We start from the raw sequence: 15,354 nt of genomic DNA on the forward strand, positions 1-15,354 counted from the left end.
TTGCCGATCCATCGCCGTGGACAGCGATTCTAGCGCGGAATGGCCTGGCTGGCGCTGCCGAAACGTTCGTTCCAGTGGCGCAGCGCGGCGCGTACTTCAGTCTTGAGGGTTTCGTCATCCCAGGGCTTGTTGAGATATTTGTATACCGCGCCGCGGTTGATGGCGTCGGTGACCGCCTGGATCTCCGAGTGTCCCGACAGAACCATGCGCACCGTTTCCGGGTACAGCGTCCTGACTCGGGCGAGCAGGTCGGTCCCGGTCATCGTCGGCATGCGCTGGTCGGAGACGATCACCTTGACCGTTTCGCGTGCTAGGATACCCAGCGCAGCGTCGCCAGTCTCGGCGGTCAGGACGCGGTAGCCCTCGCGCCGCAGCAGGCGGTTCAGCGCCGACAGGATGCTCGGCTCGTCGTCCACCAGCAACACCGTCGGCAGTTGTTCGCCATGGTCGGTCGCCCGGAAGTGCAGTCGGCAGTCACCTGCGCGCAGCGTGGCAATCTCGTCGGCGGGCAGCGGTCGCGAAAAGTAGTAGCCCTGCATTTCGTCGCAGTCGTTGCGGCGCAGGTAATACATCTGTTCTTCGCTTTCGATGCCTTCGGCCAGCGTGATCTTGCCGAGCTTGTGCGACATGGCGATCGTTGCCTGGGCAATGGCGGCGTTGCTGGGGTTGGTGGTGATGTCGCGAACGAAGGACTGGTCGATCTTGACGACGTCGATCGGAAATCGCGACAGATAGGCGAGCGACGAGTAGCCGGTGCCGAAGTCGTCGAGCGAGAGGCGCACGCCGAGCTCCTTGAGACGCTCGCTGGTGCGGATGGCGGCGGCCACATCGTGCATCATCGCCCCCTCGGTGATCTCGAGTTCGAGCATCGGCGCCTGCAGCCGGTTACCGGTCAGCGCCTCGCTGATGGAGAGGGTCAGGTTGCTCAAACGGAATTGCCGGGCCGACAGGTTGACCGCCACCTTGATCGGCGCGAAACCGGCGTCCAGCCAGCGGCGCATTTGCCGGCAGGCTTCGCGGAGGACCCATTCGCCGATGCTGACGATGTGGCCGCTCTCCTCGGCGGCGGCGATGAACCGGCCCGGCGGCAGCAGGCCGTGTTCCGGATGCTGCCAGCGCACCAATGCTTCGAGGCCGACCATGGCGCCGGTCTGCAGGCTGAGCTGTGGCTGGTAGTGCAGGACGAGTTCATTGCGCGCGGCCGCGTGGCGCAACTCGCCAAGCAATGCGTGCCGGCCGGAGTCGACTCTGGCGAGTGCCGGGTCGAAACGGATGAACGAGTCGCCGCCGCCGCGCTTGGCCGTCTGTGCGGCGGCGGCCGCCAGCGTCAGCAACTCGCCGATGTCGCTGCCGTCGGCTGGGGCACAGGCGATGCCGATTGACGCCGTAACCTCGATCGCCTGTTGACCGAGAGCGAACGGTGGGCGAATCGCGGTCAGCAGGCGGTTGGAAACCTCGGTCAAATCGCTTGCCGAGGGTGCTTCGGGGATCTCCAGCAGCAGACCGAACTCGTCGCTGCCGAGGCGGGCAACAACGTCCGTTTCGCGCACGCTGTCGGTGAGGCGCCTGCCGAGTTCGATCAGCAGGCGGTCGGCGAGGTCCGACCCGAGCCGGCGGTTGACGGCTTCGAAGTCATCGATGTCGAGGTCGACGACCGCCAGTCCGTGTCCACTCTGAGCGGCGCTGCGCATTGACAGCGCGGCGAGGTCGAGAAAGCCGGCGCGGTTGGGCAGGCCGGTGAGCAAGTCGGTGCTGGTCAGTGTCGCCAGGCGCTGCTCGAACTCGCGCTGCCGCGACTGGTCCTCGGCGATCGAAAAATAGAAACGAATCACGCCTTCCCGATCCGGGATCGGCGAGATCTGGATCTTCTCGACGTAGGTGCTGCCGTCCTTGTGGCGGTTGATGAACTCGCCGCTCCAGCCGGTGCCGCTGTTGAGTGCGGCCCACATCGCGCGATAGGTATCGTCGGGCGTCAACCCGGAACGGAACATCCGCGGCTGGTTGCCAATCACCTCTTCGGCCGCATAGCCGCTCATCGCCAGCGCCGCCGGGTTGGCGAAACGGATGCTCAGGTCGGCGTCGGTGATGACGATGCCGAGCGGGTTGCTCTGGGCAATGTCGCGGAACAGTTGCGAAGACTCGATGCTCTCGTGCAGGCGGGTGATGTCGGCACCGACCAGGAAGATCGGCGCCAGCAGCATGTCGGTGTCGGCGCGGTGCTCGATGGTCCACGAGACCCACAGCCGGCGACCGGCGGCCGTTCGCAGCGGCGATTCGATCTGGCGAACGACGCCGTGGGCGCCGATGTCTTCGAGTTGCGCCAGAAACTCGGTGGCCTGCGCGGAGTCCCTGTCGACCAGGCTGGGCATCGAGCGCTGGAAGACCTGACCGAGGCGACTGTAGCCGAGCAGGCGGAGGCCGAAGGAATTGACGTACCAGACCTTGAGTTGCGCATCCAGCCGAATGACGATGCAGCCCAGTGCATCGTAGATCGAGGCCTGCGTTCTCTGGCTCATGGCGCGCTGCTCTTGCCGCCCGCGAGGCTTGGACCGGCGATCGGCAGACGAACGCGGAAGCAGGTGCCGCGGCCCGTTTCGCTGTCGACGCTGATCGTGCCGCCGTGACGCTGGACGATCTCCCAGGAGATCGACAGGCCGAGCCCGGTGCCCTTGCCCACCGGTTTGGTGGTAAAGAAAGGTTCGAAGATCCGCCTCTGCACCTCCGGCGGGATACCACTGCCGCTATCCTCGATCTCGATCCAGGCGTAGCCGTCGGCATGGCCGGTGCGCAGCGTAATCGTGCCGGTGCTCTCGATCGCCTGGCCGGCATTCACCAGCAGGTTCATGAACACCTGGCCGAGCTGCGCCGGGATGCAGCGCACGGCCGGCAGATCGCCGAAATTGCGCACGACCCTGGCCTTGTACTTGAGGTCGCCGCTGACGACATTGAGCGTGCTTTCCAGCCCCTGGTTGAGGTTCGCATGCTGCCACTGCGCTTCATCGACGTGCGAGAAGTCCTGCAGGTCGGCAACGATCTTGCGTACCCGCGCCAGACCCTCGGCCGATTCCTTGAGCAGGTCGGGAACGTCCTGGCGCAGGAATTCGATTTCGCTGTCCTGACGCGCCTGCTCGGCTGCGCGCCGCGCCGGGTGGTCGGCAGCCAGGGCGGCGATTGCCGGAGCGTCGGCATCGACGATGTCGAGCAACTGGCCGACGTAGTGCTTGAGCGAACCGAGGTTGGAGCTGACGAAGCCGATCGGGTTGTTGATCTCGTGCGCGACGCCGGCGGCCAGCTGGCCGACGGCAGACATCTTTTCCGACTGCAGCAACTGACTCTGCGTCCGTTCGATGGTTTCCAGTGCCTGTTGCAGGGCCGTCTGCTCGCGCAGCAGTTCGGCGTTGGTGCGCTGCAACTCGTGCGTGCGTTCGGCGACCTGTTGTTCGAGACTGGCGTTGAGTTTGCCGAGACTGGTCTGCGCCGCGTGCAGCCTGTCGTTGATCTGCACCAGGGTGCGGTTGCGTTGCGAGACGACCGTGAAGAGGTCGATCAAGGCCCCGGTTAACACGGCCTGTGCCGATTCGCTGCGGCGCTCGCGACCCAGCTCGACCGCTTTTGCCGGGCTGTGCTGGTCGGCAATCAGTCGTAATTGACGCGCCAGGTGCTGGTCTTCGACGAGAATGTGGAAGGTCAGCCAACTGGCGAGAAAGCGTAGCAGCTGCGGGCCGTCGAGGCGACGATCGGTATCGAACTGGCGACGCATCAAGGCCACCTCTTCGACAAAACTGCGATGGCTGCGCATATGGTGATCGAGGTAGTTGCCATCGATGCCGGCGTCGCGCATCAGTTGCTCTTCCTCACGAAAATGCGTCGTCGCGTATTCGGCAAGGCGATCGATCAGCACCTGCGCGTCGCCGGCGCTCGGATCACCGCACGACAACGCCGGCGCAGCGGCATTGACCAGATCGACCAGTCCCTGATGCTGGCGATCGACCCCATCGATGTGAGTCACGAAGTGCTCGCTCCAGCGGAGAAAGGTCATGCTTTGGTTTCCTTGTGCTGGCTGCCGTTCACTGGCAGCGTGATGCGGAAAGTGGTGCCGTGTCCAGGGGTCGAGCGTACATCAATCCGGCCTTGGTGTTTCTCGATGATGTTGAAGGAGATCGACAATCCCAGGCCGGTGCCCTGGCCAACCGGCTTGGTGGTGAAGAACGGCTCGAAAAGCCGTTTCTGCACCTCCGGTGACAAGCCCTGCCCGCTGTCCTCGATCTCGACCCAGACCGACTGCCCGTCGAGGCTGGCGGTTCGGACGACGATGCGCCCGCGTTGTTCGATTGCCTGGGCCGCGTTCACCAGCAGGTTCATGAACACCTGGTTGAGTTGCGAGGGCAGGCAGCGGACTTTCGGCAACTCGCCGTACTGGCGCTCGACATCGGCCTTGTACTTGAGCTCGTTCCAGGCGATGTTGATCGTGCTGTCGAGGCAGGCGTGCAGGTCAGCCCATTGCCAGTCATTCTCGCCGCTGCGCGAAAAGTCCTTGAGGTCGAGGATGATCCGGCGTACCCGTTCGAGCCCTTCCTTGCTTTCGCGGATCAGCTTCGGCAGGTCGTCGATGATGTACTCGTAGTCGCAGGCCACCTTGAGGCGGCGCGCATCTTCCAGGGCAGCACCGCTGTGCGACGGCGGCAACTGCTCGACACGGACGTAGGCGGCTTCGATCGCCAGCAGGTCATCGACGTATTTCTGGAGCGTGCCGAGATTGGAATGGACGAAACCGATCGGGTTGTTGAGTTCGTGCGCGACACCGGCCGCGAGCTGGCCGATGGCCGACATCTTTTCCGATTGCAGCAGTTGCAGGTGCGCTTGTTCGAGGCGTTCCTTGAGTTGCGTGACTTCGGCGAGGCGGCGCGCCAGTGCCGCTTCGGCACGCGCGCGGCGTACGATGCGCCAGAGGTCGTTGCCGAGCAACTGCACGGTGGTCAGGTCGACGTCGTTGTAGTCGTCGGGCTTGTTGCCGACGCCGATCATCATCCGCACCGCGCCGTCCTCGATCACCGGTACCGAGATCAGCCGTTGCAGCGCTGCGTGCCCGTCGGGCAGGCCATGTTTGTCGGCGTAGTCGGCGTAGTGGTTGAAAGTGACCGGCTGCTTGTGGCGGAAGCAATCGGCCCAAATCCCGGCCTGGCTGATCGGGTAGTGGCTGTCGAAGGCGGCTTTGCAGCCCTGCAGCGCGCCGGCAGTCCAGGTGACGAGTTCGATCGTTTCCTGGTCGTCGTTGACGAAATGCAGAAAGCCGATCCTGCTGTCGGTGAGGCGTTCCGCAAGTTCAAGACCGTGCGCCAGGAATTCCCTTTCCGGCAGACTGCCGCCGACCTCGTTGATTTCCAGCAACGCCCGGGTACGCGCCTCGAGTTGGCGGCGGCGGGTAATGTCGAGGGCGATGCCGCCAAGCAGGGCAGGGCCGTCGTCCTGCGGGATGACGAACCGGGTCGATTCGTAGATGGCGCCACCGTAGCGTTCATCGAGCACTTCGGTTTGTCCCGAAGCGAGCACGCGCCGGTCGTCGGCGCTGATCTGCTCGTTCAGTTCGCCCGGAAAGATCTCCCGGTTGCTGCGTCCGATCAACTGTCGCGAGTCGAGGTTCAGCAAGTCGAGAAAACGTCGGTTGGCGTGCACCACCCGGAGCGTCGCGTCCTTGATGTAGGCAGTGCCCGGCAGGTGGTCGAGAAAGCGCTGCAGCAGTTCGCGCGAGCGGTGCAATTCACGCTCGGCGTTCTTGCGCGCGGTGATGTCCTGAATCAGGGTGATGAAGTAGTCGATCGTACCGTCACAGCGGCGAACCACGCGCGTAGCGACGTAGGCGTCGATGACCACGCCGTCCTTCCGGATGTAGCGCTTCTCGAGTTCGTAGGCGTTGATTTCGCCGGCGACGGCGCGTTCGACGCCGGAGAAGCTGCGCGCGCGGTCATCCGGGTGGGTCAGTTCCATCCAGCTTTTGCCCAGCAGTTCCGCGCGCGGATAGCCGAGAATGTCGCAGGTGGCCTGATTGACTTCGATCCATTGACGTTCCGGTGAGGTCGTCGCCGTGCCGATGATCGAGTTCTCGAACAGGCTGCGGAACAGCAGTTCGCTGCGCCGCAGCGCGTCCTCGGCGGCGTGGCGGGCGGTGATGTCGTGGATCGTGCCGAGTACCTGCGGCATGCCGCCATTGGCTTCCGGCGCCAGGCGCCAGGCGCCGCTCAGCCAGCGCACGGCGCCGTCGACCGGGCGAACGATCCGGTACTCGTGGATGATCCGTTGCCGTCGCGAGGATAGGGCGTCGCGAAAGGCTGCTTCGACACGGCTGCGGTCCTCGGGATGGACCACCGTGCGCCAGTCCGCCCAGGTCTGCGGGGGGGCTGCGCCGACACCGGCTATTTCACAGAGTGATTTCGACGCCATCCAGCGATCGGTGATCGGGTCGATCGTAAAGTGACCGAAGCCGCCGACGCGTTCGGCTTCAACGATCCATTCGTTGCGTTCCCGCAACTCCGCCGTCAGCGCGGTCTGTCGCGTCCACGTGCGGTGCAGCAGCAGCGCCAGGCCACCGCTGAGCAGTGCGAACAGCCCGAGCAGCGCGGCCGTGGCCTGCGCCGCGCGTTGCCAGCCGGCCAGATAGCTCTCGCGGGCCAGGCCGGCGGTGACGTAGAAGCCGTAGCGGGCGCTCCGCCGGTAGGCGTACTTGCGATCGACGCCGTCGAGGCTGTCCGGGCCGGTATTGAACACGCCGTGATCGGGATGCTCATCGAGCACTTCGCGAAATCGATCGGTCATCGTCGACGATCCTGGCGCCATCGCCTCGGGCAGTGGCGGGCGGCGCTGAATCCAGCTCAGATCCGGAGCACGCAGACCGATCGCGTCGAGCGGCCCAAGATTGAGCTGTGCGAACTTGTCCTGGAAGTAATCCACCGGAATCGAGGCGATGGTGACGCCCTCGAAGCGGCCGCCGAGGTCTTCCAGGCGTCGAGCAAGAACGATTACCGTCTTGTCGCTGCTGCGACCGAGCAAGGGCGGCGAAATCTGGAGTCCCGCCTGTGCGTCGTCGCGCAGGCGGATGAAGTAGGCGCGGTCGGCGACGCTCATTGGCGGCGCGTCGTGCCTGTCCAGTGCATAAGTGGCCTGCCCCTCGGCATCGGTAATGCGCAGCAGATTCAACGCGGTATTGCGCCGCTGCAGGCGTGTCAGCCAGGCGCTCAGTTCGGCCGCTCCCCGATTGGCGTAATACGCGTGTTCTTCGGCGATGCTGCGCAGACTCTGGTCGATCTTTTCGTATTCGTGTTCGATGTCGCGGACGACCAGCAAGGCAAGGTCTTCGGCCAGTAGCCGTGCCTTGTCCTCGTCATTGGCGCGTTCGCCATTGAGATAGAACATCGCGGCAGCGATGACCAGCAGGTTGATGCACAGCACCACGACGACCAGGTAACGCGCCAGGCTGGGCTGCCGAAAGTGGGCTGCAGGCGCCGGCAAATGCGTCAGTCCCGGCCCGTAAGGCGGGCGATTGCGCGCCGCTGCGGGCTGTACCCGGAGCGCGTGTGGTCGTCTTTCGGCGATGTCAAGGTGACAGGCTCGTGCATGGTCTGGCCGTCCTCCCTGTGGGGTTGTGCGCGCCTTCTCCGGCTGTCGTCCACCCCTGCGTCGGGGCAACCACCGCCCCAGGATGACGCGCTCGGGTCCGGCAGATCGAAGGATAGTCCCGAGCGGGAAAAAACGCCATGTCCGCCGCTGGCGATGGGGCTCCGGGTCGGCCTGGATGGGGCGCGAGGCTACCCGCCGGGGCGTTTCCGCGGTCAGGCGGCGCCCTGCGAACGTGCAATGTTTACACTATTTTTACTGCACATTTACGACACTAGAGTCATCTTTTCTGGACACGGCCTTGCGGCGATGAAAACCTTACTGTTTTCCGACCGGCAGGGTGGCCGGTATCTGCTGGCCGCGGCCCTGTGCGTTCTGACCACGCTCGGTGCGTTGCCCCTGCGTGAACTGCTGGATCTGGCAAACATCGTGATGCTCTTCCTGCTGACGGTGTTCGTCTGCGCCGTCCGCCTAGGGCGCGGGCCGGCGGTGATGGCGGCCTTCTTCGGGGTTGCCCTGTTCGACTTCTTTTTCGTTCCCCCACAGCTTTCGCTGGCGGTGGCTGATGCGCAGTATCTGGTGACCTTCGCGGTCATGCTGGCCGTCGGGCTGATCACTTCGCATCTGGCCGCGTTGCTGTCCGAGCGGACCGAAGAGGCGCAGGCGCGGGAACAGGAGACACGCGCTCTTTACGAACTGGCGCGCGACCTCGGCGGCGCCCTGGCAATTGCTCAGGTGACCGACATTGCGCGGCGTTTTCTGGGCAGCCTCGACATGGACGTCAGCTTGCTGATCGCCGAGGGTGGTAGCGAAGTCTTCCCGTTTCGGCAATACGGCGGTCGCCACCTGAGCGAACTGGAGCAGACCTTCGCGCGTTCGGCCTATCAGCGCCGGAGTATTGTCGAGACCGACTCGCTGGCGGGCATGGGCGTGGCCATCGTCTTTCTGCCGCTCACAGCACCGACGCAGGTGCTCGGCGTCCTGGCCTTGGCGCCACAACGCGACAACGTCGATGAACTGCGCCAGCAGCGGCCGCTGCTGGAAGCGGTGGCCTCGCTGCTGGCGATCACTCTGGAGCGGCTTCACTACGCCGAAGCGGCGCAAAGCGGTGAATTGCAGGTGGCCGCGGAACGGTTGCGCACGTCGATCCTCGCGTCGCTGTCGCACGATCTGCGTACGCCGCTGACGACGGTGGTCGGACTCGCCGATACGCTGGTGCATGGGCAGCCATCGCTACCCGAGGGCGCGACCGAGACCGCCGGCATCATTCGCGACCAGGCGCGCAGCATGCATCATCTGCTCTCGAACCTGCTGGAAATGGCACGCCTGCAGGCCGGTGGTGTGACGCTGAACAAGGAGTGGCAGGCTTTCGAAGAGATTGTCGGCTCAAGCACACGCCTGCTCGCGACCTTGCTGGCCGACCGACAGCTGGCCATCGAGGTGCAGCGGGAATTGCCACTGGTGTGTTTCGACGCTGTGCTGCTCGAGCGCGTGTTGTGCAATCTGCTCGAAAACGCCGTCAAGTACTCGCCGCCGGGGGGGCGCATCCGGCTGCTCGCACGTGCCGGCGAGATGGCGCTCGAAGTCGCCGTGGACAACGATGGCACTGGTTTTCCATCCGACCGGATCGACCAGGTCTTCAACCTCTTTGCCAGGGGCGAGCAGGAGCCGGCGATCGCCGGCACGGGCCTGGGACTGGCGATCGCCAAGGCGATCATCACCGCGCATGGCGGCACGATTGTCGCCGAGAACCGTCCCGGTGGCGCCTGCGTACGCTTTACGCTGCCGCTCGGCACGCCCCCTGCCGTGGCGGATGAGGAGGTGTCTTCATGAGCGAGACGCAGGCGTGTGTGATCGTCGTCGAGGACGAGCCGCAAATCCGCCGCTTCGTGTGCGATGCCCTGGGCAAGGAAGGCTGTGCCTCGCTCCAGGCGGCCACCGCGCGCGCCGGGCTGGACGCCGTCGCTGCCGGCAGGGCCGACCTCGTGATCCTCGATCTGGGGCTTCCCGACATGAACGGCATCGACTTCATCCGTGAACTGCGCAGCTGGTCGCCGCTGCCGATTCTCATTCTTTCGGCGCGCTCGGCCGAGCGGGACAAGATCGCGGCGCTCGACGCCGGGGCCGACGATTACCTGTGCAAACCCTTCGGCGTCGGTGAATTGCTGGCGCGGGTTCGGGCGTTGATACGACGACACTGGCATAGCGGCGAGAGCATGCCCAGGCATCAGTTTGCCGATGTCGAGGTGGATCTTGCCCGCCATGTCGTCAGCCGGGGCGGGGTCGAGATACACCTGACGCAACACGAGTATCGCCTGTTGGCGGTGATGCTGGCCAACCGCGGCAAGGTGCTGACCCATCGTCACCTGATGCAGGAAGTGTGGGGACCGGGATACCGCGAACAGGGACATTACCTGCGCATCTACGTCGGTCGGTTGCGCCAGAAGCTGGAACTCGACCCCGCCCAGCCGCAGCACATCCTCACCGAAACCGGCGTCGGCTATCGCTTTCAACCCTGAAACCAGAGGCAAAATCATGTCTGCAACAACCCCTGACAGCCGCCTGGCGGCACTGTCGCTGGCAGCCCTCGGCGTCGTATATGGCGACATCGGGACCAGTCCACTGTACGCGCTCAAGGAGGTCTTCGGCGGTGCACACCATCCGGTGCCGATAACGCCAGACAACGTTCTCGGCATCCTGTCGCTGATCTTCTGGTCGTTGATGATCGTGGTCAGCCTGAAATACGTGACCTTCATCACCCGCGCCGACAACCGCGGTGAAGGCGGCATCATGGCCTTGATGGCGCTGGCCTTGCGGCCGACGGCGCCGGGGTCGACCCGGCGCCGGCTGATCATTCTCCTCGGCCTGTTCGGCGCCGCCCTGTTCTATGGTGACGGGGTGATCACGCCGGCGATTTCGGTACTCTCGGCGGTTGAAGGGCTGGAGGTGGCGACGCCCGCCTTCAAGCCCTACGTGCTGCCGATCTCGTTGATCATCCTGATCGTCCTGTTCGCCATGCAGCGTCACGGCACCGCCGCCATGGGCAATTTCTTCGGACCGATCATGGTGCTGTGGTTCCTGACACTGGGAGTCCTGGGGGTCGTCAGCATCGCCGAGTCTCCCGAGGTGTTGCGCGCACTCGGACCCTGGCACGCCGTCAGTTTCTTTGCGGACCATCCGCTGCTCGGGTTCTTCTCTTTGGGCGCGGCGGTGCTGGCGTTGACCGGCGCCGAGGCGCTGTACGCCGACATGGGGCACTTCGGGCGGCGGCCGATTCAGTTGGCCTGGTTTGTCCTGGTGCTGCCGGCGTTGCTGCTGAACTATTTCGGGCAGGGGGCGCTGTTGCTGCGCGATCCGCAAAGTATCGTCAACCCGTTCTACCTGCTGGCACCGGCCTGGCTGCTCTATCCGATGGTGGTGCTGGCGACCACGGCGACAGTGATCGCCTCGCAGGCGGTGATCTCGGGCGCATTTTCGATGACCCAGCAGGCGATCCAGCTCGGCTTCTCACCGCGGATGGAGATCAGCCATACTTCCGATCAGCAGATCGGGCAGATCTACCTGCCGGGAATCAACTGGACGCTGCTGGCGGCGGTCGTGGCGCTGGTGGTCGGTTTCGGCAGTTCGTCGAATCTCGCCGCCGCCTACGGGATCGCGGTCACGGGAACCATGTTCATCACCAACCTGCTGGCCTTTTTCGTCGCGCGATACGTCTGGGGCTGGTCGTTGTGGCGGGCATTGCTCGGGGCCTTGCCCTTTGCGATCATCGATCTGGCGTTCTTCTCGGCGAACTCGGTGAAGATCGCCGACGGCGGCTGGTTCCCGCTGGTCTTTGGCGTCGGGGTCTATCTCCTGCTGTCCACCTGGAAGCGCGGTCGCGATCTGCTCAGCGCCCGCCTGGCCGAGGATGTGATGGATACCCGGACCTTCATCGAAGGGATTGAAGGCGTGACCCGCGTCCCCGGTACGGCGGTCTTCCTGACGCCCAATTCCGACAACATTCCGCACGCCATGCTGCACAGCCTGAAGCACTACAAGGCCTTGCACGAGCGGATCGTACTGGTGTCCGTCGAGATCCTCGACATTCCCCGCCGCACGGACGGCAGTCGCCGGGTGGCGGTGGTACGTCTGGCCGACAACTTCTGGCAGGCCAGGGTGTTCTATGGTTTCATGGAGCAGCCGAACCTGCCGGAGGGCCTGGGATGGTGTGCGGATTACGGTCTCACCTTTGATCCGATGGACACCTCGTTCTTCCTCGGTCGGGAAACCCTGGTGCCGCGGCTGCATTCGGAGATGTGGTCGTCGTGGCGTGGAAAGATTTTTGCGGGAATGTTCCGCAATGCGGGTAGCGCCGCCAGCTTCTTCGGACTGCCGGCCAATCGCGTGGTCGAGTTGGGTACCCAGGTGGTGCTCTAGCGTTGCAGTCCGCGCACGCGTCTCGCGGCCGATGACTGTTGACAGATGAGCCCTTGCAAAACTCCCCCGCGCCATTTGCTGCGCCGCACCATTCGTCTGCTGGGAGCGATTTTTGTCGCGAGGGAAGTCTTCTTGGCTGGTTGTGCGTAACGACGGACGCTAAGCGGTCAGTAAGAAGTCTTTCGTGTTTCTATGAACGTATTTGCTTGGCTAGGAGCCTCTGAAGATCGAAGAACTTATCCGAGAGCGCTTATCGATCACGAAAATGTTGTAGGCGCTCCCGCACTCTTTCGACCTTGGACCCCGTCGAGATGCACCTGACCTGAATCCTGAGGTACACATCATGTCCGCAAACCCGGCTGACAGCAACCCGACTGGGCTGTTGTTAGCAACCCTCGGCGTAGTTTATGGCGACATCGGCACCAGCCCCCTCTATGCGCTAAGGGAGGTCTTCGGCGGCGCCCACCATCCGGTGCCGATCACACCCGACAACGTCCTCGGCATTCTCTCGCTGATTTTCTGGTCGCTGATGATCGTCGTCAGCCTGAAGTACGTGATGTTCTTCCTGCGCGCCGATAACAAGGGCGAAGGCGGCATCATGGCCTTGATGGCACTGGCCCTGCGGCCGACCACGCCGGGCTCGACACAGCGCAGAGTGATCGTCATCCTCGGCCTGTTCGGCGCCGCTCTATTCTACGCTGACGGGGTCATCACACCGGCGATTTCCGTCCTCTCCGCGGTCGAGGGCCTGGAGGTGGCAACACACGCCTTCGCACCCTACGTGCTGCCGCTCTCCTTGATCATCCTGGTGGCGCTGTTCGCAGTCCAGCGGCACGGCACGTCCATGGTGGGCAACTTTTTTGGGCCGATCATGCTGCTCTGGTTCCTGACCCTGGGCATCCTGGGCTTGATCAGCATCGCCCACGAGCCGGACGTGCTACGCGCACTCGATCCCTCACACGCGGTCCGTTTCTTTGCGGACAACCTCATTCTTGGTTTTTTTGCCCTGGGTGCAGCCGTGCTGGCGTTGACGGGTGCCGAAGCGTTGTATGCGGATATGGGGCACTTCGGGCGCTGGTCGATCCGGATTGCATGGTTTGGCCTCGTTCTGCCGGCGCTGGTGGTCAATTATTTCGGCCAGGGTGCGCTGTTGCTGCGAGATCCAGAAGCGATCGCCAACCCGTTCTACCTGATGGTTCCCGAATGGTTGCTATACCCGATGGTCGCTCTGGCCACGGTGGCGACGGTGATTGCCTCGCAGGCGGTGATTTCGGGAGCTTTTTCAATGACACAGCAGGCGATTCAGCTTGGTTTCTCGCCGCGCATGGAGATCAGCCACACTTCGGACCAGCAGATTGGGCAGATCTACCTGCCCGCAATCAACTGGACGCTGCTCGCGGGAGTGGTGGCTCTGGTGGTCGGCTTCGGCAGTTCGTCGAACCTAGCAGCGGCTTATGGCATCGCCGTAACCGGCACGATGTTCATCACCAACCTGTTAGCCTTTGTCGTGGCCAGATATCACTGGGGCTGGTCGTTCTGGCGTGCCATTTTCGGCGTCTTGCCTTTCGCAATCATCGACCTGGCCTTCTTTTCCGCCAACTCGGTCAAGCTCTTCGACGGCGGCTGGTTCCCGCTGGTATTTGGCCTCGGCGTCTACCTGCTGATGTCCTCGTGGAAACAAGGCCGTGATCTGCTTGAAGCGCATCTGGCGGCCGAGGCGATAGACACCCAGAGCTTCATCCAGGGAACTGCAGGCGTGACAAGGGTTCCGGGCACGGCGGTGTATCTGACACACAATCCCGACAGCGTGCCGCACTCCATGCTGCACAGTCTGAAACATTACAAGGCATTGCACGAGCGCATCGTTCTGGTTTCGGTCAAAATCCTTGACATTCCTCGCCGCGCTGACCCAAGGGAATGGCTAACGGTCGATGGCCTTCCTGGTGATTTCTGGCAGGTGACAGCGTTCTGCGGCTTCATGGAAGAACCAAACCTGCCCGAGTCGCTCGAAGGGTGCGCTGATCAAGGGCTCCCTATTGACCCGATGGACACGTCGTTTTTCCTCGGTCGTGAAATGTTGATTCCGCATTTGGATTCCAGCAAGTGGTCTTGGCGAAGCAAGGTTTTTATTGCAATGTTCCGCAATGCCGGCAGCGCAGCAAGCTACTTCGGTCTGCCGGCCAATCGCGTGGTCGAATTGGGAACGCAGGTGGATCTGTAGCCCTTGTGGGGCCTGTAGATTCAGAGCCTGGAGCGCGAGGAACTCCTGCCAGACCGAGAGCAAGTCCTGGTCCTTGAGCACGATCCTGAACGGCCAGTGGGCGCGCCAGCAGCGCTGCATCACCGGCCCGTTGGCGTAGAGGCCGTCGAGCAGAAGCAGGATCGGCAGACCGGGAAACAGCATCTTGAGCCGGTCGCTCAAGAGCGCAAAGGCGCGCAGCTCGCCATCCTGCTTTTGCGCTTCGGTATCGCCCAGAGCGTATTCGAGGAACTCGCTGAGCAACGGGATGACCAGACCGTTGTGGAAGGCGAGACTGTCGTCTGCAGCCGCTGCGACCGGGGCCAGATCTATTGCGCCGCTGGCTGCGCGCAGGCTGCACGCTCGTCATCTGGTTGCCTTGCACCGGCCGCGACCGAAGGCCGAAGCGTACCTGCGGCTCTCGACGCTGCCCGGCAAACAGGCCCAGGTGGACTGGGCACTTCGGCCACCTGGAAATCGGCCGCGCCCGCCGGGCACTAATGGCTTTCGTGATCGTGCTGGCGTGGTCGCGCATGATCTGCCTGCGCTTCTTTCTCGATGAAGTGGAATCCGTTTGCTCCCGAGTTGCCGATCGAAGCGATCCACATTCCGCCTCGAATTGAGAACTTCTGCTGGCGGATCGCGCACGCCCAGATCCGCGAAGGGGGCTTCGCGATGATTCACGGCGACCCGGGAACCGGGAAGAGCGTGGCCTTGCGTCTCCTGGCTGAACGCCTGGCGCGCCTGCCCGATGTCACGGTCGGCGCGATCAATCATCCCCAGAGTTCTCTGGTCGATTTCTATCGCGAATTGGGCGATATCTTCGCCGTCCCACTCAAAAGCGGGTCAAGCATCGGCTCCAACTGGAGCATACCTCCGGCCTGTCTTGGCACGCGGCGCGGCAGGATTTCGGCGCCAAGGCGGTCTACGACAACCTCAACGCCCTGGCCGCCTATGTCGCCACAGATGCTCATCTGGACCCGGAATCCTCGTACAAAATCAACCGCACCCTCGCGATCGACAAGAACAAGCGGCAACTTGGTCGCTGGCTCTTGGCCGCTCAGGCTACCACTCGCCGCCTCAAACCGCTC

General features: G+C 63.6%; 7 protein-coding genes and 2 pseudogenes. 6 read left to right on the plus strand and 3 right to left on the minus strand.

Annotated elements, in window-relative coordinates; all coding sequences use genetic code 11:
• Positions 1-29: 29 nt before the first annotated feature.
• The 3 genes from AC15MQ_RS18790 to AC15MQ_RS18800 are packed head-to-tail and all read right to left on the minus strand — an operon-like array spanning position 30 to position 7,503.
• On the minus strand, positions 30-2,516 hold the full coding sequence (locus AC15MQ_RS18790; protein ID WP_483080970.1) for an EAL domain-containing protein: 2,487 nt from the start codon (positions 2,514-2,516) through the stop codon (positions 30-32).
• Positions 2,513-4,039 (minus strand): bacteriohemerythrin, encoded by a 1,527-nt coding sequence (locus tag AC15MQ_RS18795; RefSeq protein ID WP_483080971.1) that lies wholly within the window; start codon positions 4,037-4,039, stop codon positions 2,513-2,515. The genes AC15MQ_RS18790 and AC15MQ_RS18795 overlap by 4 nt, the downstream gene beginning before the upstream one ends.
• Positions 4,036-7,503, minus strand: a complete 3,468-nt coding sequence (locus AC15MQ_RS18800; protein ID WP_483080972.1) for a PAS domain S-box protein — start codon at positions 7,501-7,503, stop codon at positions 4,036-4,038. The genes AC15MQ_RS18795 and AC15MQ_RS18800 overlap by 4 nt, the downstream gene beginning before the upstream one ends.
• 414 nt (positions 7,504-7,917) lie before the next feature.
• Between AC15MQ_RS18800 and AC15MQ_RS18805 the strand changes: the two genes are divergently transcribed.
• From AC15MQ_RS18805 to AC15MQ_RS18830, 6 genes and pseudogenes are all read left to right on the plus strand, one after another.
• Positions 7,918-9,441 carry a DUF4118 domain-containing protein gene (locus AC15MQ_RS18805; RefSeq protein WP_483080973.1) on the plus strand — a complete coding sequence of 508 codons (1,524 nt, stop codon included), beginning with the start codon at positions 7,918-7,920 and terminating at the stop codon, positions 9,439-9,441.
• Positions 9,438-10,127: a response regulator gene (locus AC15MQ_RS18810; protein WP_287654068.1), complete on the plus strand. Its 690-nt coding sequence runs from the start codon at positions 9,438-9,440 to the stop codon at positions 10,125-10,127. The genes AC15MQ_RS18805 and AC15MQ_RS18810 overlap by 4 nt, the downstream gene beginning before the upstream one ends.
• Before the next feature lie 16 nt (positions 10,128-10,143).
• Positions 10,144-12,024, plus strand: coding sequence for a potassium transporter Kup (locus tag AC15MQ_RS18815; protein ID WP_287654067.1), 1,881 nt, complete (start codon positions 10,144-10,146; stop codon positions 12,022-12,024).
• Positions 12,025-12,367: 343 nt separating this feature from the next.
• Complete coding sequence (locus tag AC15MQ_RS18820; protein ID WP_287654066.1) at positions 12,368-14,245, plus strand: potassium transporter Kup; 1,878 nt, start codon at positions 12,368-12,370, stop codon at positions 14,243-14,245.
• A 376-nt stretch (positions 14,246-14,621) separates the two neighbouring features.
• Positions 14,622-14,823: pseudogene (locus AC15MQ_RS18825) on the plus strand (IS21 family transposase); the annotation flags it as partial.
• Positions 14,822-15,103 (plus strand): annotated as a pseudogene (locus tag AC15MQ_RS18830) (AAA family ATPase); the annotation flags it as partial. The pseudogenes AC15MQ_RS18825 and AC15MQ_RS18830, both read left to right, overlap by 2 nt.
• Positions 15,104-15,354 lie beyond the last annotated feature (251 nt).

This window comes from Candidatus Accumulibacter propinquus, assembly GCF_056856495.1.